Here is a 24,423-nt window from a genome sequence, read left to right on the forward strand (position 1 = left end):
AAAACGGCGACGGGGGCCCAAGGCCCCCGTCGGGTGCGACACACTGCCGGTTGCCGGCCTCAGTCGCGCTGGGCCACGCGCATGACCTTGGGCGTGATGAAGATGAGCAACTCGGCCTTCTCCTTGCTCCGCCCCTTCTTCTTGAACAGGTTGCCGAGGATCGGCAGGTCTCCCAGGAACGGCACCTTGGTCACGTCGCTGCGGTCGCGGAATTCGTACACGCCGCCGATCACCACCGTCTGCCCGTCCTGGATCAGAACCGCGGTGTTCACCTCGCGCTTGTTGATCTGCGGCACGTCGCCGATCGACGTATTGACGAAACCCTGGATCTCGTCCTTCTTCACCGCCATGTTCAGGAACACCCGGCCGTCGTGGGTGATCGTGGGGGTCACCTTGAGTTCAAGCAGCACATCCTTGAACTGCACGTTGGGAATCGGGATCGCGGTACCGCCCTGCTGCGGGGCGATGGTCACGTAACCCACTTCCTGGCCTTGACGGATGACCGCTTCCTTCTGGTTGCTGGTGACGATGCGCGGATTCGAGATCACTTCGCCGCGACCCTCTTCCTGCAGGGCGGACAGCTCGATGTCGAGCAGGTAGCCCGCGTTCAGGATGGACAGCGCGAGCGATCCGGCCGCATTCACCACGGGCAGGTTCACGTTCAGCCCACGGGTGATCGTCGAGTTCTGCAGGATGGGAGGGGGCAGGGTCGGATCGGTCTGGCGCGCGATCAGCCACTCGCGGATCAGGTTGGCATTCGCGATATCGGTGTCGGCGTCCGAATTGCGGTTCTCGGTGTTGGCATCGAGATTGCCGCTGTAATAGGTGTTGTCCTTGTTGCCGCTGATGCCGAACTTGGCGCCCAGCTCACGTGCGAACGATTCGCTCGCGATCACGATCCGCGCCTCGATCAGCACCTGGTCCACCGGCTTGTCGAGCAGCGACACCAGGCGCTTGATCTCGGCCACGCGCGAGGGGATGTCAATGACCAGCATCGTGTTGGTGCGGCGGTCGAAGCTGATGCTGCCGCGCGGCGAGAGGAATCCGCGACTCTGGGCCACGACCCCGCCCGCGCCGCCGCCGCCCTGCCCGGTCTTGCTTTCGTCGGTGAGCAGCTTGGCGATCTCCTCGGCATTGCCGTAGCTGACCGGGATGTATTCGGTGACCATCTCCGCACGGTTCTCGATCGCGATCCGCGCGTCCTCCTTGCTCTGCTCGTACCGGGCCAGCTCCTCCTGCGGAGCCACCCACACCACGTTGCCGTCGCGACGCTTGTCCAGGCCCTTGGCGCGCAGGATGATGTCCAGCGCCTGGTCCCAGGGCACGTTGACCAGGCGCAGGGTGACGTTGCCGCTGACCGTGTCGGAGGCGACGATGTTGAGCCCGGACTCCTCCGCGATCAGCTGCAGCACCGTGCGCACCGGCACGTCCTGGAAGTTGAAGGTGACGGGGCGGCCGCTGTAGGCGCGCACTGCCTCGGCGCCGCCGGCCTGGCCCATCACCGCGATGGAAGCGCCCACCGCCTTGGCCGGTGTCGTGGCGCGCGGCACGATCTCGACCACGTACTCGTTGCCGGTCTGGTAGGCGAGCGACTCGAAGGCGCCCTTCGTGCTCAGCACCAGGCGGGTGCCGCCGCTGCCGACCATGGGGTCGATGCGCTGCACCGGCGTCGCAAAGTCGGTGACGTTGAGCGCCTTCTGCAGCGAAGCCGGAAGCTTGACGGCACCGAGATCCACGATCACGCGCGAGCCCTCGGTACGCAGGTCGGGCGCCGCGCCAGTACCGCTGAAGCGCAGGCTCAGCCGGCCCGCCCCGCCATCGCCCCGTTTGAAGTCCACGTTGGAGACGGTGATCGCGCCGGGCACTTCCTTCGCCGGATCGGCCGGAGTCGCGACCGTGCCGGCCTGGGCGATGAACCCGCCTGGCGAGGCGGCACCGGCCGATCCGAGCGTGGCCAGCAGACCGATCGCAATCCCGAGGGCTCCGGCGTGCATGGGCTTGGGACGCCGAGCCGGCCGCTGATTGTTGGCGTTGTTGACGGTCATCGTGCTATCCCCCACTCATTGATCTTCGAGCGCAACCGAAGCGGGACGCTCCAGCCATCCGCCCGCGCCATCCGGCACCAGTTCCACGAGTTCGATCCGATCTTCGAAGACGGCGGTGACGCGGCCGTCGTTCTGCCCCATGTACACCCCGGGCCGGACCCGGTAGGTCACACGATCCGGCGCCATCACCAGCCCCACCAGTCCACTGCCGCTGCCGAGCGTGCCGACCATGTCGAGACTGTCGAGCGGGAACTGCTCGAGCGGCTGTTTCGGGCGGTTCGGGTCGGGACGCGGGCCGCTGCCGCCGCTGGAATCGCTGAACACCTGGCTGAAGGGATCGCGCAGATCCTGTGCGGCGTACTCGAAGGTCTCGAACTGCTGCATGACCGGCAGCGGCTCGAGCGGCGGCGCGGGGCGCGCCTTGATCTCCGCCACCCACTTCTCCAGGTTGGGAGCATCGCCGTAAGTGCTGGTCACGCCGCGGGTGCAGGCGGCCAGCGACAACGCCAGCGTGGCGAGCAGCAGCGGACGCATGATTGCGGACGCTTCCATCTTCAGGCTCCTCCCTGGGCGGGCGCCGCCCCCGACGACGCAGGCCGGGCACCGCCGGTGTCCGCGGTTTCTTCCTCGTCGAGGTAGCGGTAGGTCTTCACCGTGCCGGACAGCTCCAGGCTGCTGTTCGGGCCGATCCTGGCGCCGGGCTGGACCCCCTTCGGCTTCAGCGAGATGTCATGCATGGTCATGATCACCACCCGCGGCAGCGAAGCCACGCCGCTCACGAACGCGCCGAACTGGTGGTAGGTGCCGACCATGCGCAGCTGGATCGGCTTTTCCGCGTAAAACTCCTTGGGCACTTCCGGACCGGGCTGGAACAGCTCGTTCTGGATGCCGGTGGCAAGCGCGGTCTGCGAGATGTCCACGATCAGATCCGGCATCTCGGTCTTGCTCGGCAGCTGGCGCAGCATCTGCTGCAGCTGCTGCTCCATCTGCGCCAGCTGCAGCTTCAGCGGCTCGAGGTTCGCGGCACGGCCCTGCTTGGTCTCGAATTCGGCGCGCAGCTCGCGCTCCTGGGCCTCCAGACCGGCGAGCTCCTGCCGCTGGCCGCGGACGAACAGGTACCAGGCCAGGCCGATGATGACCACGCCGACGATGGCGCAGAAGGCGAGCTTGTACTGCTGCGGCCAGGACCCGATGTTGTTGAAGTCCAGGTCCTTGAGCCGGATTTGCTTCTTTTTCTGGTTCACGGCGTCGCTCCTGCAGGGGCCTGGGCGGCGGGCGCCGGTTGTTGTGCGGGCGCGGCGGGGGGGGCCGGAGCGGCTTCGGCCGGCGTCTGCGGCACCGGATCGGGCTGGCCGTCACCGTCCAGGTCCTTCGGTGCGTTCGGGTTGGCCAGCTTCACCGTCAGGATGAACTGGTAGGGCAAGGCCTCGTTTCCGGCCTTGGCCTCGATCACCGACAGCTCGGGGCTCACCATCCAGCCGGAGCCCTCGAGGTTCCGCATGTAGGTACTCACACGCGCATTCGATTGCGAACGTCCCTCGAGCGTGAGCATCTCGCCTTCCTGCTTGATCGAGGTCAGCGCCACGCCGTCGGGAATGGTGCGCACCAGGGAGTCGAACAGGTGCACCATCTGCGAGCGGTTGGCCTGCAGCTGCTCGATCACTTCCTTGCGGGCCAGCAGCTTGGCCTTCTTCTCGTCGAGCGCCTCGATCTCCTTGATCGCCGCGTCCACCTGCGCGATCTGGTCGCGCAGGTAGGCGTTGCGCTCGTTCTGGCCCTCGATCTGGGCCTTGTGGAAGCCGACGATCAAAAACGAGATCGCCACCGCGGCCAGGGCGCTGAGGCCGAGCATCAGGCCGAATTCCCGCTGCCGTTGCTTGCGGCGTTCGGCGCGCCAGGGGAGGAGGTTGATCCGGGCCATCAGTCGAAGCTCCTCAGGGCCAAACCTGCGGCGATCATCAGGGCCGGGGCGTCCTGGGCGAGGGCGTGTGCCTGCACGCGCGGGCCGAGGGTCATCTGCGCCAGCGGGTTGGCGACCACCGTCGGCACGCCGAGTTGCTCCTCGACCATGTCGGCGATGCCGCGGATGGAGGCACAGCCGCCGGCGAGCACGATCTGGTCCACGCGGTTGAATTCGCTGCCGGCGTAGAAGAACTGCAGCAGGCGGCTGACCTGCTGCACCATCGCTTCCTTGAACGGCTCGAGCACCTCGACCTCGTAGCTCTCGGGCAGGCCGCCCTGGCGCTTGGCCAGGCCGGCCTCCTCGTAGCTCAGGCCGTAACGGCGCATCACCTCGTCGGTGAGCTGCTTGCCGCCGAACACCTGCTCGCGGCTGTAGATGCTGCGGCCGTTGCGCAGGATGTTGAGGGTGGTCATGGTCGCGCCCGTGTCCACCAGGGCGATGATCCCGTCGCGCGGGGCGGACAGGCTCTCGGCGAGCAGGGCGAAGGCGTTCTCGATCGCGAAGGCCTCCACGTCCATCACCTTCGCGGTCAGGCCGCCGAGTTCCAGCGCGGACACCCGCGCCTCGACGTTCTCGGTGCGCGAGGCCGCGAGCAGCACCTGCACCATCTCGGCGTTGCCGGGCATCGGCCCGAGCACCTCGAAGTCGAGGTTCACTTCCTCGATCGGGTAGGGAATGTAGTTGACCGCCTCGAGTTCGACCTGGGCCTCCATCTCGTCGTCGTCGAGGTCGGCCGGCATCGGGATGATCTTGGTGATCACCGCCGAACCCGCGACCGCGGCGGCGGCGTATTTGGCGCGGGTTCCGGAGCGGGCGACGGCGCGCTTGATCGCCTCGCCCACCGCCTCGACCTCGACGATGTTCTTCTCGACCACCGCGTTCGGGGGCAGCGGCTCGACCGCGTAATGCTCGACCCGGTAACGGTTCCCGGCACGGGAGAGCTGGAGCAGCTTGACCGCGGTCGAGCTGATGTCGACGCCGATCAAGGGCGGCTGGCTTTTTGTGATCAGTCCCACGGTTTCTCCCCTTCCCACGGGCGCTTACGCGCACAACGTGCCCCGGAACATTAAATATCGGACTTTGCCCGGGCTGGCAACCCACCCCGCCACCGGCGGCGCCCTCCCCTTCCCCGTCATTACCCCGCTAACGCGGCCGGATCGCCGTTCCGGACGCGGCCGGCCCCACCGGTCGCCTCCTCTATACTCCGCCCCCGGATCCCCCGCAATCGAATCGTGCCGATGTCCCGTCTTCGTCGTGTGCTGCGCTGGGCACTGATCGCGTGCGCCGGCGCGGCGGTGCTGGGTGCCCTGGCCCTGGGCCTGCTGTACCTGGTGATCGCGCCCAAGCTGCCCGACGTGAAGGGACTGCGCAACGTCGAGCTGCAGGAGCCGTTGTACGTCTACTCCCGCGACGGGAAGCTGATGGCCCTGTTCGGCGAGACCCGCCGCTACCCGGTCGAGATCGAGCGGGTCCCGGCGCGGGTCAAGCAGGCCTTCATCGCAATCGAGGACGCCCGCTTCTACAAGCATCACGGCGTGGACTACAAGGGTGTGGCGCGCGCGGTCTGGCTGCTGCTGACCACCGACGACAGGCGCGTGCCGGGCGGCTCGACCATCACCCAGCAGGTGGCGCGCCAGTTCTACCTGAGCTCGGAGTACAGCTACACGCGCAAGCTGGCCGAGATGCTGCTCGCGATCCGGATGGAGCGGGAGCTGACCAAGGACGAGATCTTCGAGCTCTACCTGAACAAGAGCTTCTTCGGCAACCGCGCCTACGGCGTGGCCGCGGCGGCCGAGTTCTATTACGGCAAGACCCTGGACCAACTGACCCTGGACGAGGCAGCGACGCTGGCCTCGATCCCGAAGTTCCCCTCCAGCGGCAACCCGATCACCAATCCGGAGCGGGCCCGCATCCGCCGCGACTACGTGCTGCAGCGCATGCGCGAGCTGGGCTACGTCACCCGCGCCGAGGAGGCCGCCGCGCGCGCGGTGCCGATGCACGCCGCGCCGCACGAGCCGCCGATCGAGGTCCATGCGCCGTACGTGGCCGAGATGGTGCGCCAGCAGATGGTCGAGCGCTTCGGCGGCGACGTGCTGACCCGCGGCTACCACGTCACCACCACCATCGACCCGAAGCTGCAGGCGGCCGCGCAGCGGGCGGTGATCGACGGCCTGCTGGTGTACGAACACCGCCGCGGCTGGCGCGGCCCGGAACAGCGGCTCGAGATCGCGGCCGACGCCACCCCGGAGCAGCTGCGCGCCGAACTGCGCAAGCTGCCGGTGCTGGGCGGGCTGCAGCCGGCGCTGGTCCTCTCGACTGCCGGCAGCGGCGCACAACTGCTGCTGGCCAGCGGCGACACCATCACCCTCGGCCCCGAGGCCAGCCAGTGGACCGGCCGCAGCCCCGGCGCGCTGCTCGCGCGCGGGGACGTGGTGCGGGTGCGGCGTGCGCCAGCAGCGCTCGGCAAGGATGGCAAGCCGCAGCCCGACGCCGAACCGCGCTGGCAGCTGGAGCAGGTGCCGCGCGCGCAGGCCGCGCTGGTTTCGCTCGACGCCGACACCGGCGCGCTGCAGGCGCTGGTGGGCGGCTTCAGCTTCGCCCAGAGCAAGTTCAACCGCGCCGTCCAGGCGCGACGGCAGCCGGGTTCGAGCTTCAAGCCGTTCCTGTACGCGGCCGCGTTCGAGCGCGGCTTCAACCCGGCCTCGGTCGTGCTCGACGCGCCGGTGGTGTTCCGCGACCGCCGCGGCCACCTGTGGCGTCCGCAGAACGACACCGGCAACTTCGCCGGCCCGATGCGCCTGCGCGAGGCGCTGGTGCAGTCGCGCAACCTGGTCTCGGTGCGGTTGCTGGACGCGATCGGGGTGGACTATGCGCGCCGCTACATCAGCCATTTCGGCTTCGCCGAGGACCAGCTGCCGCCGAACCTGTCCATGTCGCTGGGCACCGCCTCGCTGCCGCCGCTGGACTGGGCGCGCGGCTACGCGGTGTTCGTCAACGGCGGCTTCCGCATCACCCCGTGGGTGATCGCCGAGGTGCGCGACCGCAACGGCAAGCTGGTGTTCAAGGAAACCCCGGCGGTGGCCTGCCGCGGCTGCGCCGGCAGCGGCGGCCAGCCCGCGCAGGCGGCCTCGACGGTCGTGGACGGCTTCGACCTGGGGCCGACGCCCACCGCCGCCCAGCCTGCCGCGCAGCCGGCAGTGCGCCGCACCGCCACCCTGCCCGAGGGCGCCCGGCTCGCCCCGCGCGCGATCGACGAGCGGGTGGCCTTCCAGCTGGTCTCGATGATGCGCGATGTGGTCAAGCGCGGCACCGGCACCCCCGCGCGGGTGCTCGGCCGCGAGGACGTGGGCGGCAAGACCGGCTCCACCAACGAGCACCGCGACGCCTGGTTCTCCGGCTTCGGCGACCACATCGTCACCACCGTCTGGGTCGGCCGCGACGACTTCAAGTCGCTCGGCTACCGCGAGTACGGCGGCAAGGCCGCGCTGCCGATCTGGATCGACTACATGCGGGTGGCGCTGGACGGGCGGCCCGTGGCCGAGCTGGTGCCGCCCGAGGGCATGGTCCAGGTCGCGGTCGGCGCCGGCGGCCAGCTGTTGCCGGGCGGCAGCGGCGGGATCCTGGAATGGGTCAAGGCCGAGGATCTCGAGCGTATGGAGAGCGCGGTGGACTACGGTCTGGAGGAAGGCGAAGTGCCGGACGAGGAGGCGTTCGACATCTTCTGAGCGGCCTGGCGCCGGCCCGCCCGCCCCCGCCCGGGAGTGCTAGAGTGCCCCCGGGTCCGACCGGAGGGACGCGCGATGCGACACGCCCGTCACCATGCCCACCTGCACGCCGTGACCCGCGTCCGCGAGCGGCGCCAGCGCCTGGCCCACGAGGCGGCCCGGCTGATGGCCGAGGGCGGCATCCGCGACTACCACCAGGCCAAGCTCAAGGCCGCGCAGCGCCTGGGCATCCACGACGACGCCTCGCTGCCGCGCAACCGCGAGATCGACGAGGCCCTGCGCGAGTACCAGCGCCTGTTCCAGGGCGGGGCGCAGGCGGCGGAGGTGCGCCGGCGGCGCGAGGCCGCGCTGCGCGCGCTGGAGTTCTTCGCCGTGTTCGAGCCGCGCCTGGTGGGGCCGGTGCTGGAGGGCACCGCCGACGCGCATTCGCCGGTGCAGCTGCAGTTGTACGCCGACGATCCGGAGGCGGTCGCGCGCCACCTCGCCCAGCACGGCATCCCGGCCGAGTCGCGCTTCCGCCGGGTGCGCCTGGACCGCGAGCGCGGCGGCGACTTCCCGGTGTGGCTGTTCACCGCCGAGGACCTGGCCTTCGACCTGACCGTGCTGCCGCGCGCCGCGCTGCGCCAGGCGCCGCTGTCGGGCATCGACGAAAGGCCGATGCGGCGCGCCTCGCTGGCGCAGCTGCGCCAGCTGCTGACCGACGAGGAAATCGCGGACTACGAGCTGCGCAGCGACTGAGCGACGCGTGCCGGCCCCGCGACCGGTGCGCTGCCGAAGCGGAACACGTTGAGCTCGATCGCGACGAAGGCGACCAGCCACAGCAGCGCATCCCATGCGTCGAGCCAGGCCGACCCCGGATCGGTGCCGCCGCGCAGCCCGATCACCACCCAGGCCGCCGCAAACGCCGCCAGCAGTGCGTACAGCAGCAACGCCAGCGCGCGCCGGATCCGGTGCAGGCGCAGCGCCTGCGGCGGCAGGCGCACCTCGAGTTCGAGCACGCCGACCACGCCCAGCCAGGCCAGCGCATTGGCGAAATCGAGCCAGGCGGCCTCGCGCGCATAGCCGATGCACGCCCACACCACCGCCACCGACGCCACCGCACGGATGCCGTGCAGCACCGGTCGCATCCGGCCGGGCAGCGGCCAGCCGCCGGTTTCCCACTCGAACAGCAGCAACAGCACCAGCCAGGCGGCGGTGTCGAGCAGCTCGCTGGACGTGCCGTGGCGCGCGTACAGCGCCACGTTGCCGGCGAGCAGGGCATAGACCAGCCACTTCAAGCGCGAGAATCCCGGTCCCGAGGCATGCACCGTCCCGCGCAGCGCCGCCCCTGAACGCACGAAGCCGCGGCCTGGCCGCGGCTTCGACATCGGCTCGACGCGGGCACGCATCGCCTTCAGCGCTGGTCGAGGGCCAGGTAGTCGCGTCCTGCGTGGCCGGTGTAGATCTGGCGCGGCCGGCCGATCTTGGCCTCCGGGTCGGTCTGCTGCTCGAGCCAGTGCGAGACCCAGCCGGCGGTGCGCGCGATCGCGAACATCACCGTGAACATCTCGGTCGGGATGCCCAGCGCCTTGTAGATGATGCCGCTGTAGAAGTCCACGTTCGGGTACAGCTTGCGCTGGATGAAGTACTCGTCCTTCAGCGCCGCCTCCTCCAGGCGCATCGCCACTTCCAGCAGCGGGTCGTTGATGCCGAGCTCGGCCAGCACCTTGTGGCACATCGCGCGGATGATCCTGGCGCGCGGGTCGAAGTTCTTGTACACGCGGTGGCCGAAGCCCATCAGGCGGAACCCGGACTCCTTGTCCTTGGCCCTGGCCACGGCCGAGCCGACGTTCTCCGGGCGGCCGATCTCCTCGAGCATCTTGAGCACGGCCTCGTTGGCGCCGCCGTGCGCCGGCCCCCACAGCGCGGCCACGCCGGCGGCCACGCACGCGTACGGATTGGCGCCGGTGGAACCGACCAGGCGCACGGTCGAGGTGGAGGCGTTCTGCTCGTGGTCGGCGTGCAGGATGAACAGCAGGTCGAGCGCCTTGGCCGCGACCGGGTTGAGCTCCAGCGGCTCGCTCGGCACTTCCTTCATCATGTGCAGGAAGCGCGTGGTGTACTCGAGGTTGTTCTTCGGATAGCGGATCGGCCAGCCGATCGAGTAGCGGTAGCAGGCCGCGGCGATGGTCGGCACCTTCGCGATCAGGCGGATCGCGGCCATGCGCCGCTGCTCGGCGTCGTCGAGGTCGAGCGTGTTGTGGTAGAAGCTCGCCATCGAGCCGAGCATGCCCACCAGCATCGCCATCGGGTGCGCGTCGTGGCGGAACCCGTACAGGAAGGTGCGGAAGGCCTCGTGCATCATCGTGTGATGCGTGACCTCGTGCTCGAACTTCGCGAACTGCTCGCGGGACGGCAGCTCGCCGTGCATCAGCAGGTACGCGACCTCGAGGAAGCTCGACCGCTCGGCGAGCTGCTCGATCGGGTAGCCGCGGTACAGCAGCACGCCGGCGTCGCCGTCGATGTAGGTGATCGCGGACTTGCAGCTGGCGGTGGCGGTGAAGCCGGGGTCGTAGGTGAAGCAGCCGGTTTCCTTCGGCAGCTTGCCGATGTCGATGCACGGCTGGCCCAGGACCGGGGTCTGCACCGGCAGGGTCACCGCCTTGTCCTCGGCGTTGAGCGTGACCTGGTCGAAGGCGGGCGTTTTCACATCGGACACGGCGCATTCCTCGGCAGCGGGCGCGCCCGGGGCCGGAGCCGACGGGGGCGCCAGGGGGTGGGTGGGGATGTCCGCGGCGACCGCGGAAAGCGCGAATTATCGCACAGGCGTTCCGCGCCGCGCCCTGCGACTTTGGTCCGATGCGTTCCGCGGCCGTGCGCGGCGGCCGGAAACGGCACAGCCCGCCGAGGGGCGGGCTGTGTCCGGAAAGCTGCCGGCCGGAGCCGGCCTGGCGGGCGTCCGCGAGCCGCGGACGCGCCGGGGATCACTTCTGCGCGTAGCGCTTGCGGAACTTGTCCACGCGGCCGCTGGTGTCCACGATCTTGTGCTGCCCGGTGTAGAACGGGTGCGAGGCCGAGGAGATTTCGACCTTGATCAGCGGATAGGTGTTGCCGTCCTCCCACTGGATCGTCTCCTTGCTGGAGAGGGTCGAGCGGGTCAGGATCTTGAAGTCCGACGTCACGTCCAGGAAGACGACGTCGCGGTATTCGGGATGGATGCCGGCCTTCATGGCTGCCACCGGGTCTGCAAGGGAAAGCGCGGCATTATAGCGGCCGCCCCGCGGCGGCCGCAAGCAAGCCCGGCCCCGGCTAGCCGGCCGCCAGCGCGCCCCGCACCCGGGCCTCGAACCGGGCCTGGTCGTAGCGGCGCAGGATCCGCACGTTGTCCGCCGCCCCGCCCTGGCGCCGCCAGTCCACGACCGTGGCGCCGCGGGTATGGGAACCGACCAGCTCCACCGCCAGCGGCCGCTCGGCCAGCTCCAGCGCGCCCTCCGGCTCCAGCGCGAACGCCATCGCAAAGGCGTCGGCCGAATGCCAGCGCTCGCCGCGCCGGTCCACCGCCCAGGCCCGGGTCTGGCGCGAGATCGCGTCGTAGAAGCGTGCCCGCGGCGAATCGGCCTGCAGCCAGCGCTCGAACTCGGTGTGCAGGAAGCCGTGCGCCAGCACCGCCTCCCAGTCCACCAGGTCGGTGCGCGGGAAGGCGGTGAACACGATGTGCGCGGCCTCCGGGTCGAACCAGACGTTGAACTCGGCCGCCGGGGTCATGTTGCCGTGGGCGGTGACCGCGCCGCCCATCACCACCAGCCGCGCCACCCGTTGCGGCAGGGCGGGATCGAGCCTGAGCGCCAGCGCCAGGTTGGTCAGCGGGCCGAGCGCGACCAGCACCAGGCGCCCGGCGTGCGCGTGCGACAGGCGCAGGATCGCCAGCGCGGCGTGTTCGGCCTCGGCCTGGCGTGCCGGCGGTGCGTAGCCGGTGTCGCCGAAGCCGTCGCGCCCATGCACGAACGCGGCGTCGCGCGCCGGGTGCAGCAACGGCGCCGGCGCGCCGGCGAACACCGGCACGTCGTCGCGTCCGGCCACTTCGCACAGCTTCAGCGCGTTGCGCACGGTGTGCGCCAGGCCGACGTTGCCGGCGGCCACGGTCAATCCGACCACCGCGTGCCGCGGATCGTCGAAGGCCATCAGCACGGCCAGCGCGTCGTCCACGCCGGGGTCGGTGTCTATCAGCAGCGGGATCCTGTCGCCCATTCGAACCATCCATCGAGTCGCATCGAGGAACGATTGTGCCGCGGCCCCATGCCGGTCCGCACGGACATGGCCGTCTCCTTCACTGCTTCAGCGCCTGATCCGGGTGCATCCGTGTTCATCCGTGGCAAAAGCACCGTCCCCATCAAGCCGAGGCATAACGCACCGCCCCGCCGACCCAGCGCTGCACGATCCGGTCGGCGACGTCGGGGGCTTCGGCCAGGAGGCGGTCGGCAAGCGCCCGCACCTGCGGCAGCAGCGCGGCGTCGCGGGCGAGGTCGGCGACGCGGAACGCGGCCAGCCCGGTCTGGCGCGTGCCGAGCAGTTCGCCCGGGCCGCGCAGTTCCAGGTCCTTCTCCGCGATCACGAAGCCGTCGCTGGTGGTGCGCATGGTTTCCAGCCGCTGCCGGGCCAGTGCCGACAGCGGCGGCTGGTACAGCAGCACGCAGGTCGAGGCCGCGCTGCCGCGCCCGACCCGGCCGCGCAGCTGGTGCAGCTGCGCCAGGCCCAGGCGCTCGGCGTTCTCGATGATCATCAGCGAGGCGTTGGGCACGTCCACGCCGACCTCGATCACGGTGGTGGCGACCAGCAGATCGAGCGCGCCGTCCTTGAACGCGCGCATGGTGGCCTGCTTCTCCGCCGCCTTCATGCGGCCGTGGACCAGGCCCACGCGCAGCCCCGGCAGCGCCGTCGAAAGCGATTCGAAGGTGCCCTGCGCGGCCTGCGCCGAGACCTCGTCGCTGTCGTCGATCAGCGTGCACACCCAGTACGCCTGGCGCCCTTCGGCGCAGGCGGCGCGGATCCGCTCGATCAGCTCGGGGCGCCGCTCGGCGCTGAGCGCGACGGTCTGCACCGGCGTGCGCCCCGGCGGCAGCTCGTCGAGCGCGGACACGTCGAGGTCGGCGTAGGCGGCCATCGCCAGGGTGCGCGGGATCGGCGTGGCGGTCATCACCAGCTGGTGCGGCACGCGCTCGCCGGCGGCGCCCTTGTCGCGCAGGGCCAGGCGCTGGTGCACGCCGAAACGGTGCTGCTCGTCCACGATCGCCAGGGCGAGGTCGCGGAACACCACGCCCTCCTGCATCAGCGCATGGGTGCCGACCACGACCTGGGCCGCGCCCGAGGCGACCTCGGCGAGCGCGGCCGCGCGCGCCTTGCCGGTGACCTTGCCGGCCAGCCAGGCCACGCGCACGCCGAGCGGTTCGAGCCAGTGGCGCAGGGTGTGCAGGTGCTGCTCGGCCAGCAGCTCGGTCGGCGCCATCAGCGCGGCCTGCATGCCGCGTTCCACCGCGCGCATCGCCGCCAGCGCCGCGACCACGGTCTTGCCGCTGCCGACATCGCCCTGCACCAGGCGCAGCATCGGCCGCGGCTGGGCGAGGTCGTGCTCGATCTCGGCCAGCACCCGCTGCTGCGCGCCGGTGAGCGGGAACGGCAGCGCCGCGCGCAGCCGCCGCAGCAGCGCGCCGTCGCCGTCCAGCGCCGGGGCGCGGTGGCGCTGCAGGGCGATGCGCTGGCGGCGCAGGCTGAGGTGGTGGGCGAGCAGTTCCTCCAGCGCCAGCCGGCGCTGCGCGGGGTGGGTGCCGGCGAGCAGCGCGGCGACGTCGGCGTCGCGCGGCGGACGGTGCACGGTCAACAGCGCGCTGCGCAGCGGGGGCAGGCGCAGCGCGGCGAGCCAGTCGCGCGGCAGCAGCTCGAGTGCGTCCTCGTCCGGCAGGCGGTCCAGGGCCAGGCCGATCAGGCGCCGCAGGCTGGCCGGGCCGATGCCTTCGATCGCCGGATACACCGGATCCAGCCGCTCGCCGAGCGGCGCCTCGCCGTCGCCGAGCAGGCGGTAGCTCGGATGCACCATCTCCAGGCCGTGCGCGCCGGCGCGCGGCGTGCCGTAGCAGCGCACCCGCACGCCGGGCGCGAACTGCGCAGCCTGCGCGGCGCGGAAATGGAAGAAGCGCAGCAGCAAGGTGGCGCGCGAGTCGTCGCCGAGCGCCACCCGCAGCACCGGCCGGTAGCGGAAGCCCCGCTCGACCGCTTCCACCACGCCCTCGACCTGCGCCGGCACGCCCGGCTGCAGGGCGCGGATCGGGGTCAGCGCGGTGCGGTCCTCGTACTGGCGCGGCAGCTGGAACCACAGGTCCTGCAGCGTGGTCAGGCCGCGCGCGGCGAACTTTTCGGCCACGCGCGGGCCCACGCCCGGCAGGGCCGCGAGCGGCGCCTCGCCGGCCGGCGCGAGCGCGGGAGCGGGCCGGGCGGGGCGCGCCACCGTCAGTCGAGCACCATCACCGCGTCCACTTCGAACACGGCGCCGCGCGGCAGCGCGGAGACCTCGACCGTCGAGCGCGCCGGGAACGGCGCCTGGAAGTAGTCGGCCATCACCGTGTTGACCGCGCTGAAGTCGCCGAGGTCGGTGAGGTACAGGCCGACCCGGACCACGTCGTCGAGCGAACCGCCGGCGGCCTCGCACACCGCCTTGAGGTTGTCGAAGGCGCGGCGGGCCTGGGCCTCGATCCCGCCCTCGATCAGCAGGCCGGTCTGCGGGTCGAGCGCGATCTGGCCGGACAGGTACACGGTCTGGCCGCTGCGCACGGCCTGCGAATACGGGCCGATGGCGGCGGGCGCGCGGTCGGTGGCGATGGGGTGACGGGCCATGGCGGTTCCGGAATGGCAGTGAGCGCGGAAGCCTAGCGCGTCGTCACAACCGCTGCACGCCGTGGACCACGCCGAGGCGGCGCACGCGGCGGATCACGTCGGCCAGGTGCTTGCGGTCGGCGACCTCGATGCCGAAGCGCAGCACGGCCACGTGCGGGTCGCGCTCGAGATATTCGACCTTGTCGATGTTGGACTCGGCCTGCGCGATCGCCGCGGCGACCTGGGCCAGCACGCCGGGGCGGTTGTCCACCTCGATCCGCAGCGCGGCCTCGAAGTCGCCGCTGACCTGGCGGTCCCAGCCGATCGGCACCCAGCGCTCGGGCGACTTGCGGTATTCGGCCACGTTCGGGCAGTCGAGCCGGTGCACGACGATGCCGCGCCCGGTGGTGTGGTAGCCCATGATGTCGTCGCCGGGGATCGGCAGGCAGCAGCTGGCGAAGCTGACCACGCCGCGCTCGCTGCCGGTGATCAGGATCCGCTCGCGCGGCCGCGGCGCGCGCGCGGCGTCGAGCAGGTCCGCCTCGTCCGGCGCCTGCCGCGCCAGCACCTGCGCCACCTGCGCCGGCACCCGGTTGCCGAGCGCGATGTCGGCCAGCAGCGCCTCCAGGCGCGGGTAGCGGTGCTCGGCCAGGTAGGCGTCGAGCTGCACCTGCGGCAGGCGGTCGAGCGAGGTGCCCAGCGCCTCCAGCGCGCGGTCGAGCATGCGGTGCCCGAGCTGCACCGCGTCCTCGTGCTCGAGCTGCTTGAGCTGGTGCCGGATCGCGGTGCGGGCCTTGCCGGTGACCACGAACTCGAGCCATTGCGGCTTGGGCAGCGACGAGCGCGCGGTGATGATCTCCACCGTCTGGCCGCTGGCGAGCCGGGTCCGCAGCGGCACCAGCTTGCGGTCCACGCGCGCGGCCACGGCATGGTTGCCCACGTCGGTGTGCACCGCGTAGGCGAAGTCGAGCACGGTGGCGTTGCGCGGCAGGGCCAGGATGTCGCCCTTGGGCGTGAACAGGTAGACCTCGTCCGGGAACAGGTCCACCTTGACGTTCTCGAGGAACTCGAGCGAGGAGCCGGCGGCGCGCTGCGACTCGACCAGGTTGGCGATCCAGGCGTGGGCGCGGCTCTGGGCGCTGTTCGGCCCGGCGCCGCCGTGCTTGTATGACCAGTGCGCGGCGACGCCGCGCTCGGCGATCAGGTCCATCTCCTCGGTGCGGATCTGGACCTCGATCGGCGAACCGTACGGCCCGAACAGCACCGTGTGCAGCGACTGGTAGCCGTTCGCCTTCGGGATCGCGATGAAGTCGCGGAAGCGGCCGTCGAGCGGCTTGAACACCGCGTGCACCACGCCCAGCGCGTGGTAGCACTCCGGCACGGTGCGGACCACGATGCGGAAGCCGAACACGTCCATCACCTGGTCGAACGACTTCTGCTCCGCGCGCATCTTGCTGTAGATGCTCCACGGCGACTTGATCCGGCTCACCAGGCGGTAGGAGAAGCCCTCCTTGGTCAGGCGCTGGGCGAGCTGGGCCTCGATCCGGGTCAGCGCCTCGCGCCGCACCATCGGCTGGGTGCGGATGCGCCGCTCGATCACCGCGTGCCGCCACGGATGCAGGGCGCGGAAGCCCAGATCCTGCAGCTCGGCCTTGATCAGGTTCATGCCCAGACGCTGGGCGATGGGGGCGTAGATCTCCAGCGTCTCGCGTGCGATCCGGCGCCGCGCCTCGGGCTCCTTGGCGCCGAGCGTGCGCATGTTGTGCAGGCGGTCGGCGAGCTTGATCATGATCACGCGCAGGTCGCGCGCCATCGCCAGCAGCATCTTGCGGAAGCTCTCCGCGGCGGCCTCGGCACGGTCGCGGAAGTGCAGCTTGTCCAGCTTGGTGACGCCGTCCACCAGGTCGGCGACGGTCTCCCCGAACTCGCCGGCGATGGCCTCGCGGGTGAGCGGGGTGTCCTCGAGGGTGTCGTGCAGGATCGCGGCGACCAGGGTTTCGACGTCGAGCCGCTGCTCGGCCAGGATCGTCGCCACCGCGACCGGATGGGTGATGTAGGGCTCGCCGGAGCGGCGGGTCTGGCCGGCATGGGCGGCGGCGCCCACCGCCCAGGCCCGGCGCAGCAGCGGCCGCTGCTCGGGCGGGAGGTAATCGGCGGCCCGTTCCAGCACCCGCACGTAGTCGGGCACCGGCTCCTCGGGCGGGGCCGGCATCAGGGCCTGCAGGGGCGTGCGTGCACTCACGACCGCAGCCTACGCGGCAGCGCGGGCAGGGGCAATTCGGGCGCCGTGGCGGGCCTGTCGCCGCCCCGGAGCGGCCGCGCCGGGCCGGAAACGCAGCGACCCCGCCGGGGCGGGGTCGCAGGGGGTATCGGGCAGGGCGCCAGGGCGGGCGGTCAGTCGTCGCCCTTGGACAGGTCGTCGTCGGCCACCACCTCGGCGGCGGCCCACTCCAGGGCCTCGCGCTCCTTGCGCTCGCGCTCGGCCTTCTCCACCGCGTCGATGTAGTCGCGGTCGATCTGGCGCGCGGCGATCTCGCGCAGGGCCAGCACGGTGGGCTTGTCGTTGGCCTCGTTCTCGATCCTGGGCTCGACCCCGCCGGCCAGCTGGCGCGCGCGCTTGGCGGCCATCATCACGAGTTCGAAGCGGTTGTCCACCACTTCCAGGCAGTCTTCGACGGTAATGCGGGCCATGGGGCTCCCGGGCGGCGCGGCGGCCGTCCCACATGCGGCAAGGGGGCGCTGATTGTAGGCGGACGGGCAGGCCGGCACAAGCCCGGCCTTTATGAATCAGACGGTTAGGCCGCGGCACCGGGCGGGCCGGAGCCGGGGCCGGGGGTGCTGCCCCCGCCGGCGCGGCGATGGGCGCCGCCGGGATGCCGCCGGCGCTATTCCGCCAGCAGCGCCGTGATCAGCCCGGCATGCCGCTGCGCCTGCAGCGGCCGGCGCAGCCGGCTGGCGGTGAAGATCGCGCACATCTCGTCCACCGCGCGCTCGAACACCTCGTTGACGATCACGTAGTCGAACTCGTCGTAGTGGCTCATCTCCTCGCGGGCGGCGGCCAGGCGGCGGGCGATGACGTCCTCGCTGTCCTGGCCGCGGGCGCGCATGCGCTGCTCCAGCGCCTGGCGCGAGGGCGGCAGGATGAACACGCTGACCGCGTCGGGCACCTTGGCCCGCACCTGCTGCGCGCCCTGCCAGTCGATCTCCAGCAGCACGTCCCTGCCGGCCGCCAGCAGCGGCTCCACCGACTGCCGCGCGGTGCCCTTCCAGTCGCCGTGCACCAACGCGTACTCGAAGAAGTCCCCGGCCTCGATCATGCGCCGGAACTCGGCCTCGCTGACGAAGTGGTAGTGCTCGGCGTGGCGCTCGCCCGGCCGCGGCGCGCGCGAGGTGAAGGAGATGGACAGGCGGATGTTCGGATCGCGCGCCAGGCAGGCGTTGACGATGCTCGATTTCCCGGCCCCCGAGGGGGCGGCGACGATGAACAGGGTCCCGCGCATGGGCTCACTCGATGTTCTGGATCTGTTCGCGCACCTGGTCGATCAGCACCTTCAGCTCGACCGCGGCCTGCGAGGTGCGGGTGTCCACCGACTTCGAGCCGAGCGTGTTGGCCTCGCGGTTGAACTCCTGGAGCAGGAAGTCCAGGCGCCGGCCGACGGGCTCGCGGCGCTGCAGCACGCGGCGCAGCTCGGCGACGTGGCTGTCGAGCCGGTCCAGCTCCTCCTCCACGTCGAGCTTCTGCAGCCACAGCACCAGCTCCTGCTCGAGCCGGCCCGGCTCGAGCGGCTGCGCCAGCTCGGCCACGCGCGCCTGCAGCTTCTGCCGCTGCCCGGCGCGGATCGCCGGCATCAGCGCGCGCACCTCGGCGGCGATGCGGGCGATGCCGTCCACGCGCTCGGCGATGCCCGCGGCGAGCTTGGCACCCTCGCGCTCGCGCGCGGCGACGAAGGCGTCGAGCACCTCGTCGAGCAGCGCCAGCGCGGCGGCCTGCAGCGCCTCCGGGTCCACGTCGCGCGCCTGCAGCACGCCCGGGAACTGCAGCAGCTCGGTGAGCTCGACCCGCAGCGACGGGAAGCTCGCGCGCAGATCGAGCGCGAGTTCGGACAGTTGCGCCACCCGGCGCGCGTCGAGCTGCAGCGCCTCGCCGCCCTCGGCCGGGCGCAGGCGCAGCACCAGGTCGAGCTTGCCGCGCGCGACCCGCGCGCCGACCCGCTCGCGCAGCGCCGGCTCGAGCGCGCGCAGCTCTTCCGGCAGGCGCACGCCGAGCTCGAGGAAGCGGTGGTTGACCGCGCGCAGCTCGCAGCCGAGCACGCCCCATTCGGTGGCGCGCTCGCCGGCGGCGAAGGCGGTCATGCTGCGGATCATGCGCGGGCCGTGGCGGCGGTGGCGGGCGCGCAGTATGCCATTGGGAGGGCCGGTCCCCGCTTGTTACACTTCCAGCGCATGAACTCCCCCCTCCGCCCCAGCGGCCGCGCGCCCGCGCAGCTGCGCCCGGTCACGCTCACCCGCGGCTACACCCGCCACGCCGAAGGCTCGGTGCTGGTGGCCTTCGGCGACACCCGCGTGCTGTGCACCGCCAGCGTCGAGGCCAAGGTGCCCTCGTTCCTGCGCGGCAAGGGCGAAGGCTGGGTGACGGCCGAGTACGGCATGCTGCCGCGCGCCACCCACACCCGCGGCGAGCGCGAGGCCGCGCGCGGCAAGCAGGGCGGGCGCACGCTGGAGATCCAGCGCCTGATCGGCCGCGCCCTGCGCGCCTGCGTGGACCGCGGCGCGCTGGGTGAGCGCACCATCACCCTCGACTGCGACGTGCTGCAGGCCGACGGCGGCACCCGCTGCGCCGCGATCACCGGCGCCTATGTCGCGCTGGTGGACGCCTGCCGCTGGCTGCTGGCGCGCGGCGAGATCGCGCGCGACCCGGTGCACGGCGCGGTCGCGGCGGTGTCGGTGGGCCTGTGGCGCGGGGTGCCGGTGCTCGACCTCGACTACGCCGAGGACGCCGGGTGCGACACCGACATGAACGTGGTGATGAACGACGGCGGCGGCTTCATCGAGCTGCAGGGCACGGCCGAGGGCCACGCGTTCCGGCGCGAGGAACTGGACGCGATGCTGGCCCTGGCCGAGGCCGGCTGCCGCGAACTGTTCGCGCTGCAGCGCGCAGCGCTGGCGCAGCAGTGACGCCGGCTCCGGACGCCGGGCGCGGCGCGGGAGAGGGGGCATGAGGCGGCTCGTCCTGGCCAGCGGCAACGCCGGCAAGCTCAGGGAGTTCCGGGAACTGCTCGACGCCGACTTCGCGCTGCACGCGCAGGCGGAGTTCGACGTCCCGGAGATCGAGGAGACCGGCCTGACCTTCGTCGAGAACGCGCTGCTCAAGGCGCGCCACGCCGCGCGCCTGAGCGGGCTGCCCGCGCTCGGCGACGACTCGGGCCTGTGCGTGGACGCGCTCGGCGGCGCGCCGGGCCTGTACTCGGCCCGCTACGCCGGCAGCCACGGCGACGCGCGCGCCAACATCGCCAAATTGCTCGACGCGCTGCAGGACGTGCCGGAGGCGCGCCGCGGGGCGCACTTCTACGCGGTGATCGTGGTGCTGCGCCACGCCGAGGACCCGCAGCCGCTGATCGCCGAGGGCCTCTGGCACGGGCGGATCCTGCATGCGCCGCGCGGCGAGGGCGGCTTCGGCTACGACCCGGTGTTCCTCGACCCCGAACGCGGCCTGTCCGCGGCCGAGCTGCCTTCGGAACTGAAGAACCGGATCAGCCACCGCGGCCGCGCCCTGGCCGCGCTGCGGCAGCGGCTCGGCGAATTCCTGGCCACCGACCGGCGCGGCGGTTGACGACCGCCGGCCGCGGCTCGGCGCGGATACGGCCTAGAATTTCCCTTCATCCGCGCGCGCCCGCGCCCCTCCGTGGCCACCCTCCTGTCCCTCCCCCCGCTGTCGCTGTACGTGCACGTGCCGTGGTGCGTGCGCAAATGCCCGTACTGCGACTTCAACTCGCACGAGCGGCGCGGCGAGCTGCCGCTGGCGCAGTACGTGGACGCGTTGCTGGCCGACCTCGACCACGACCTGCCGCTGGCCTGGGGCCGCACCGTGCACAGCGTGTTCTTCGGCGGCGGCACGCCGAGCCTGATGCCGGCAGAGCTGGTGGACCGCTTCCTGCAGGCGGCCAGCGCCCGGCTGCGGTTCGCGCCGGGGCTGGAGGTCACGCTCGAGGCCAACCCCGGCACCGCCGAGCACGGGCGCTTCGAGGGCTACCGCGCCGCGGGGGTGACCCGGATCAGCTTCGGCATCCAGAGCTTCGACGACGCCTGCCTGCGCCGGCTCGGCCGCATCCACGACAGCGGCGAGGCGGAGCGCGCGGTGAAGCAGGCGCAGGACGCGGGCTTCGACAACCTCAACCTCGACCTGATGTACGCGCTGCCGGAGCAGACCCTGGCGATGGCCGAGCGCGACGTCGAGCGCGCGATCGCCCTGCGGCCGGCGCACATCTCGCACTACCAGCTCACCCTCGAGCCGAACACGCTGTTCGCGGCGCGGCCGCCGGCCGGCCTGCCCGACGACGACCTCGCCTGGGACATGCAGGAACGCTGCCAGGCCCGGCTGGCCGCGGCCGGCTATGCGCAGTACGAAACCAGCGCCTACGCGCTTCCCGGCCGGCAGTGCGCGCACAACCTCAACTACTGGCGCTTCGGCGACTACCTCGGCATCGGCGCGGGCGCGCACGGCAAGCTCACCCTGCCCGCCACCGACGCCCCGTCCGAGGCCGCGGAAGGCACCCTCCTGCGGCGTTGGAAGCGCAAGCATCCGGCCGAATACCTGGCCCATGCCGGCACCGCGGCGGCGATCGGCGGCGAGGAGACGGTCGCCCCGGCGCAGCGGCCGTTCGAGTTCATGCTCAACGCCCTGCGCCTGCACGAGGGCTTCACCCTGGCGCTGTTCGAGGCCCGCACCGGCCTGCCGCGCGCGGCGATCGCCGCGCGACTGCGGCAAGCCGAGGCGCGCGGCTGGCTGCAGCAGGCCGGCGATCGGGTGCTGCCGACCGCGCTCGGGCGGCGTTTCGCCAACGACGCGATCGCGCTGTTCCTGGACTGAACGCCCCGGACCGCGGGACGCGGCGGGCCCGCAGGGCTAGTGCCTGCGCGCCCGGCATGATAAGAATCGCCACAAAACCCGCCCCGCGCGGAGCCCTATGGCCGTCCTGTCCGACCCGCAAGGCCCGCAAGCGATGCCACTGACCCTGGCGACCGCGAACCTGCCGCGGCGGGTACGGCGCGTGCTCGAGCACGTCCTGAGCCTGCTATCGGACGAGATGGCGCGCCTGCTCGGGCAGACCCTGAACGACTTCGAGCAGCAGTTGTTCCGGCTCGCCGACCACGCACGCAATCCGGCGCTGCAGGCCGGCTACATGGAGACGCTGCGCACCGTGCGCCTGAACCGGGCCGACCTGGTGCCGCGCTACCTGATCGGACTGGAACGCCAGCTGGCCGCGATCCGCACCCCCGTCGCGCAGCCGGCGGCGCACAAACCCGGGCACATCCCGTTCCGGGAACTGAGCCTGGTGGACGACGAGACCCTGGACGAGGACGCGGTGATCCGCGACATCGCAGTCCGCCACGAGGCCCGCGCCAGCCTGCCGTTGCACCTGCTCGGCCAGCGCTTCGGCGTGCTCGCCGGCGCGCCCGCGTTCGACGCCGAGCGGCTGCCGGTCGGGCCGCACACGCTGTGCCGGATCCTGCGCGAGGCCAGCCACAGCCTGCAGATCGGGCTCGAGGCGCGGCTGCTGCTGTTCCGCACCTTCGAGCGCACCGCGATGCCGCAGTACGCCCAGCTCGCCGAGACGGTCAATGCGCTGCTCGAGCGGGAGGGCATCCTCCCCAGCCTGGCCTACGTGCCAATCCGGGTGCGTCCGGTCGCGCAGCGCACCGAGCCACGCGGCCCGCGCGAAGCGGGCGCCGCCGAGCGGCCCCGGCGCGGCGCCGAGACACCGGCCGGGCCGGGCCGGGAGATGCGCGATTCAGCCCGCCCACACACCGCCTGGCTCGGCGAGGAAGACCCCGGCACGGTCGCGATCGACGAGCAGGCCGCCTTCGCCCTGCTCCAGCAGCTGCTGTCCGGGCGCCGCGACCTGATCGGCAAGCTGCGCGCCGACAGCGCCGGCAAACTGCGCCTGCAGGTGGACACCGCCGAACTGCTCGACAGCCTGGCTTCGATGCAGACTGCCTCGCCCTCCCCGGTCGCCGCGCCCGCCGGCAAGCCGCGCAGCCTGACCGACGTCAAGCAGGCGCTGCTGATGAAGGCGCGCCAGGCGCACGGCCGCGGCGCCGCGCTCTCGCGCGAGGACAGCGACACCTTCGAACTGCTCGGCATGCTCTATTCGCAGATCGAGCGCGAGGTGCGCCGCGACGCCCCTGCGGTCGAGCTGCTGGAGCGGCTGCAGGTGCCACTGCTGCGGGTGGCATTGCAGGACCGCGCGTTCTTCGTCCGCCCGCAGCATCCGGCGCGGCAGCTGCTCAACGCGGTGGCCGAGTCCGGCGCCACCTGGATGGGCGAGGACGAGGTGGACCCGTTGCTGGTCCAGCACCTGCGCCATGCGGTCGAGCACGTGGTGCAGCACTTCCACGACGACCCGGCGGTGTTCGAAACCGCCAACCGTGAATTGCAGGCACAGTTGCAGCAACTGGTACGCAAGGCCGAGCTGGCCGAGCGCCGGCACGTGGAGGCTGCGCGCGGCAAGGAGAAGCTCGAGCTGGCCCGACACCGCTCGGCAGAGGTGATCGAGAACGCGGTCCGCGACCAGCGCCTGCCGCGCTTCGTGCGCGCCCTGCTCAACCAGGCCTGGGCCGACGTGCTCACCCTCACCCTGCTGCGTCACGGCGAGGAGTCCGAGGAGTGGCGGCGTCAGCTCGAGGCCACCCGCCACATCGTGGCCGCCACCGGCGGCCGCGGCGGCGCGACCACGGCGCCGCCGGGACTGGCCGAACAGATCGAAACCGCGCTGACCCAGGTCGGGTACCACATCGACGAGGCCGCTGCGATCGCCAAGCGCCTGACCACCGGCATCGCCGAGGACGAGGACGATCCGGCCTCGCGCACCGAGCTGGCGATGAAGCTCAAGGCGCGGGCACGGCTCGGCGAGGACACCGACAAGCCCCGGCCGAAACTGCCGCCGCGCACGCCCGAGGAGCAGGCCGCCTACGAGCACCTGCGCACGCTGCCGTTCGGCACCTGGTTCGAGTTCGTCACCAACCAGCAGGGCGACGTGGTCCGGCGCCGGCTGTCGTGGTACAGCCCGGTCACCGACAACGCGCTGTTCGTCAACCAGCGCGGCCAGCGCGTCGGCGAGCAGTCGTTCGACGGCCTGGCGCGGATGGTGGCCCGCGGCCAGGCGCGCGTGGTCACCGCCGACCGTGGCCGCCTGGTGGACCGTGCCTGGCAGGCGGCGCTCAACGCCCTGCGCAGCTTCGCCGGCAGCGGCAACGGCGCGCACGAGGAGCCCGCCGCATGATCAACGAATTCCGCCGCGCGCGCCGGCGCAAGGTTTCCGACACCGTGCTGGTAGTGGACACCATGACCGACAGCGTGGTCGGCCGCCTCGGCAACCTGTCCGAGACCGGCATGCTGCTGATGGCCAGCATGCCGCTGGTGGACGATGCGTTGTACCAGTTCCGCTTCAACCTCACCGACGCACGTGGCCGCGAAACCACCTTCGAGGTCGGGGCGCACCTGCTGTGGCAGGACAGCGCCAGTGCCTCCGGCCAGTCCTGGACCGGGTTTCGCTTCATCACCGTCCCAGACGAACAGATGCAGCAACTGCGGCACTGGATCGAGGCGCCGGGCGGGCAGTTCGAGTGA

General features: G+C 71.7%; 22 protein-coding genes. 7 read left to right on the forward strand and 15 right to left on the reverse strand.

The window, feature by feature from the left end:
* Nucleotides 1–59: 59 nt before the first annotated feature.
* Genes FPV26_RS04775 through FPV26_RS04795 form a run of 5 tightly spaced genes read right to left on the reverse strand, consistent with a single transcriptional unit; the run spans nucleotide 60 to nucleotide 5,024 of the window.
* Entirely contained in the window at nucleotides 60–2,045 is a 1,986-nt protein-coding gene (locus tag FPV26_RS04775; RefSeq protein WP_147652578.1) for a type IV pilus secretin PilQ, read from the reverse strand.
* 15 nt (nucleotides 2,046–2,060) lie between these two features.
* A complete protein-coding gene (locus FPV26_RS04780) occupies nucleotides 2,061–2,579 on the reverse strand; it encodes a pilus assembly protein PilP (protein ID WP_147652611.1) in 519 nt (172 codons plus the stop codon).
* A gap of 20 nt (nucleotides 2,580–2,599) precedes the next feature.
* Nucleotides 2,600–3,289, reverse strand: coding sequence for a type IV pilus inner membrane component PilO (locus tag FPV26_RS04785; protein WP_147652579.1), 690 nt, complete (start codon nucleotides 3,287–3,289; stop codon nucleotides 2,600–2,602).
* Nucleotides 3,286–3,966 carry a PilN domain-containing protein gene (locus tag FPV26_RS04790; protein ID WP_147652580.1) on the reverse strand — a complete coding sequence of 227 codons (681 nt, stop codon included), beginning with the start codon at nucleotides 3,964–3,966 and terminating at the stop codon, nucleotides 3,286–3,288. Before FPV26_RS04790 ends, FPV26_RS04785 begins: the two co-directional genes overlap by 4 nt.
* Nucleotides 3,966–5,024, reverse strand: coding sequence for a pilus assembly protein PilM (locus FPV26_RS04795; protein ID WP_147652581.1), 1,059 nt, complete (start codon nucleotides 5,022–5,024; stop codon nucleotides 3,966–3,968). The genes FPV26_RS04790 and FPV26_RS04795 overlap by 1 nt, the downstream gene beginning before the upstream one ends.
* A gap of 222 nt (nucleotides 5,025–5,246) precedes the next feature.
* On the opposite strand from FPV26_RS04795, the gene FPV26_RS04800 reads away from it, so the two are divergent.
* Both FPV26_RS04800 and FPV26_RS04805 read left to right on the forward strand, forming a co-directional pair.
* A complete protein-coding gene (locus tag FPV26_RS04800; RefSeq protein ID WP_147652582.1) occupies nucleotides 5,247–7,733 on the forward strand; it encodes a penicillin-binding protein 1A in 2,487 nt (828 codons plus the stop codon).
* A 75-nt stretch (nucleotides 7,734–7,808) separates the two neighbouring features.
* Nucleotides 7,809–8,471, forward strand: coding sequence for a hypothetical protein (locus FPV26_RS04805; RefSeq protein WP_147652583.1), 663 nt, complete (start codon nucleotides 7,809–7,811; stop codon nucleotides 8,469–8,471).
* On the opposite strand, the gene FPV26_RS04810 is transcribed toward FPV26_RS04805, so the two are convergent.
* The 10 genes from FPV26_RS04810 to FPV26_RS04855 all read right to left on the reverse strand — a co-directional run bounded on the left by FPV26_RS04810 (nucleotide 8,450) and on the right by FPV26_RS04855 (nucleotide 18,941).
* Nucleotides 8,450–9,121 (reverse strand): hypothetical protein, encoded by a 672-nt coding sequence (locus FPV26_RS04810; RefSeq protein ID WP_147652584.1) that lies wholly within the window; start codon nucleotides 9,119–9,121, stop codon nucleotides 8,450–8,452. The two genes, FPV26_RS04805 and FPV26_RS04810, sit on opposite strands and share 22 nt — an antisense overlap.
* A gap of 5 nt (nucleotides 9,122–9,126) precedes the next feature.
* Complete coding sequence (locus tag FPV26_RS04815; RefSeq protein WP_147652612.1) at nucleotides 9,127–10,422, reverse strand: citrate synthase; 1,296 nt, start codon at nucleotides 10,420–10,422, stop codon at nucleotides 9,127–9,129.
* A gap of 274 nt (nucleotides 10,423–10,696) precedes the next feature.
* Nucleotides 10,697–10,942, reverse strand: a complete 246-nt coding sequence (locus tag FPV26_RS04820; RefSeq protein WP_147652585.1) for a type B 50S ribosomal protein L31 — start codon at nucleotides 10,940–10,942, stop codon at nucleotides 10,697–10,699.
* A gap of 79 nt (nucleotides 10,943–11,021) precedes the next feature.
* A complete protein-coding gene (locus FPV26_RS04825; protein WP_147652586.1) occupies nucleotides 11,022–11,960 on the reverse strand; it encodes a nucleoside hydrolase in 939 nt (312 codons plus the stop codon).
* Nucleotides 11,961–12,102: 142 nt separating this feature from the next.
* Entirely contained in the window at nucleotides 12,103–14,211 is a 2,109-nt protein-coding gene (gene recG, locus FPV26_RS04830) for an ATP-dependent DNA helicase RecG (protein ID WP_147652587.1), read from the reverse strand.
* A 2-nt stretch (nucleotides 14,212–14,213) separates the two neighbouring features.
* Nucleotides 14,214–14,597 carry a RidA family protein gene (locus FPV26_RS04835; RefSeq protein WP_147652588.1) on the reverse strand — a complete coding sequence of 128 codons (384 nt, stop codon included), beginning with the start codon at nucleotides 14,595–14,597 and terminating at the stop codon, nucleotides 14,214–14,216.
* 43 nt (nucleotides 14,598–14,640) lie between these two features.
* Nucleotides 14,641–16,788, reverse strand: coding sequence for a RelA/SpoT family protein (locus tag FPV26_RS04840; RefSeq protein ID WP_147652613.1), 2,148 nt, complete (start codon nucleotides 16,786–16,788; stop codon nucleotides 14,641–14,643).
* 182 nt (nucleotides 16,789–16,970) lie between these two features.
* Entirely contained in the window at nucleotides 16,971–17,267 is a 297-nt protein-coding gene (gene rpoZ, locus FPV26_RS04845; RefSeq protein ID WP_147652589.1) for a DNA-directed RNA polymerase subunit omega, read from the reverse strand.
* Nucleotides 17,268–17,461: 194 nt separating this feature from the next.
* Nucleotides 17,462–18,076, reverse strand: coding sequence for a guanylate kinase (gmk, locus tag FPV26_RS04850; RefSeq protein ID WP_147652590.1), 615 nt, complete (start codon nucleotides 18,074–18,076; stop codon nucleotides 17,462–17,464).
* Between the two features lie 4 nt (nucleotides 18,077–18,080).
* Nucleotides 18,081–18,941, reverse strand: coding sequence for a YicC/YloC family endoribonuclease (locus FPV26_RS04855; RefSeq protein ID WP_147652591.1), 861 nt, complete (start codon nucleotides 18,939–18,941; stop codon nucleotides 18,081–18,083).
* Nucleotides 18,942–19,019: 78 nt separating this feature from the next.
* Here FPV26_RS04855 and rph point away from each other — a divergent pair, with 78 nt between their 5' ends.
* The 5 genes from rph (at nucleotide 19,020) to FPV26_RS04880 (ending at nucleotide 24,423) form a co-directional block, all read left to right on the forward strand.
* Complete coding sequence (gene rph / locus FPV26_RS04860) at nucleotides 19,020–19,751, forward strand: ribonuclease PH (protein ID WP_147652592.1); 732 nt, start codon at nucleotides 19,020–19,022, stop codon at nucleotides 19,749–19,751.
* Nucleotides 19,752–19,791: 40 nt separating this feature from the next.
* A complete protein-coding gene (gene rdgB, locus FPV26_RS04865; RefSeq protein WP_147652593.1) occupies nucleotides 19,792–20,406 on the forward strand; it encodes an RdgB/HAM1 family non-canonical purine NTP pyrophosphatase in 615 nt (204 codons plus the stop codon).
* 72 nt (nucleotides 20,407–20,478) lie between these two features.
* Nucleotides 20,479–21,663: a radical SAM family heme chaperone HemW gene (hemW, locus tag FPV26_RS04870; protein ID WP_147652594.1), complete on the forward strand. Its 1,185-nt coding sequence runs from the start codon at nucleotides 20,479–20,481 to the stop codon at nucleotides 21,661–21,663.
* A 133-nt stretch (nucleotides 21,664–21,796) separates the two neighbouring features.
* A complete protein-coding gene (locus tag FPV26_RS04875; protein ID WP_181952557.1) occupies nucleotides 21,797–24,076 on the forward strand; it encodes a DUF1631 domain-containing protein in 2,280 nt (759 codons plus the stop codon).
* Nucleotides 24,073–24,423 (forward strand): PilZ domain-containing protein, encoded by a 351-nt coding sequence (locus FPV26_RS04880; protein WP_147652596.1) that lies wholly within the window; start codon nucleotides 24,073–24,075, stop codon nucleotides 24,421–24,423. Before FPV26_RS04875 ends, FPV26_RS04880 begins: the two co-directional genes overlap by 4 nt.

This window comes from Vulcaniibacterium gelatinicum, from assembly GCF_008033445.1.
GTDB lineage: Bacteria > Pseudomonadota > Gammaproteobacteria > Xanthomonadales > Xanthomonadaceae > Vulcaniibacterium_B > Vulcaniibacterium_B gelatinicum.

Excerpts from the sequence above, each read along its gene's own strand:
- FPV26_RS04775 (WP_147652578.1), bottom strand. The coding sequence starts at position 2,045 with ATGACCGTCAACAACGCCAACAATCAGCGGCCGGCTCGGCGTCCCAAG.
- FPV26_RS04780 (WP_147652611.1), bottom strand. The coding sequence starts at position 2,579 with ATGCGTCCGCTGCTGCTCGCCACGCTGGCGTTGTCGCTGGCCGCCTGC.
- FPV26_RS04790 (WP_147652580.1), bottom strand. The coding sequence starts at position 3,966 with ATGGCCCGGATCAACCTCCTCCCCTGGCGCGCCGAACGCCGCAAGCAA.
- FPV26_RS04800 (WP_147652582.1), top strand. The coding sequence starts at position 5,247 with ATGTCCCGTCTTCGTCGTGTGCTGCGCTGGGCACTGATCGCGTGCGCC.
- FPV26_RS04805 (WP_147652583.1), top strand. The coding sequence starts at position 7,809 with ATGCGACACGCCCGTCACCATGCCCACCTGCACGCCGTGACCCGCGTC.
- FPV26_RS04810 (WP_147652584.1), bottom strand. The coding sequence starts at position 9,121 with ATGCGTGCCCGCGTCGAGCCGATGTCGAAGCCGCGGCCAGGCCGCGGC.
- FPV26_RS04820 (WP_147652585.1), bottom strand. The coding sequence starts at position 10,942 with ATGAAGGCCGGCATCCATCCCGAATACCGCGACGTCGTCTTCCTGGAC.
- FPV26_RS04825 (WP_147652586.1), bottom strand. The coding sequence starts at position 11,960 with ATGGGCGACAGGATCCCGCTGCTGATAGACACCGACCCCGGCGTGGAC.
- FPV26_RS04835 (WP_147652588.1), bottom strand. The coding sequence starts at position 14,597 with ATGGCCCGTCACCCCATCGCCACCGACCGCGCGCCCGCCGCCATCGGC.
- FPV26_RS04840 (WP_147652613.1), bottom strand. The coding sequence starts at position 16,788 with ATGCCGGCCCCGCCCGAGGAGCCGGTGCCCGACTACGTGCGGGTGCTG.
- rpoZ (WP_147652589.1), bottom strand. The coding sequence starts at position 17,267 with ATGGCCCGCATTACCGTCGAAGACTGCCTGGAAGTGGTGGACAACCGC.
- gmk (WP_147652590.1), bottom strand. The coding sequence starts at position 18,076 with ATGCGCGGGACCCTGTTCATCGTCGCCGCCCCCTCGGGGGCCGGGAAA.
- FPV26_RS04855 (WP_147652591.1), bottom strand. The coding sequence starts at position 18,941 with ATGATCCGCAGCATGACCGCCTTCGCCGCCGGCGAGCGCGCCACCGAA.
- rph (WP_147652592.1), top strand. The coding sequence starts at position 19,020 with ATGAACTCCCCCCTCCGCCCCAGCGGCCGCGCGCCCGCGCAGCTGCGC.
- rdgB (WP_147652593.1), top strand. The coding sequence starts at position 19,792 with ATGAGGCGGCTCGTCCTGGCCAGCGGCAACGCCGGCAAGCTCAGGGAG.
- FPV26_RS04875 (WP_181952557.1), top strand. The coding sequence starts at position 21,797 with ATGCCACTGACCCTGGCGACCGCGAACCTGCCGCGGCGGGTACGGCGC.
- FPV26_RS04880 (WP_147652596.1), top strand. The coding sequence starts at position 24,073 with ATGATCAACGAATTCCGCCGCGCGCGCCGGCGCAAGGTTTCCGACACC.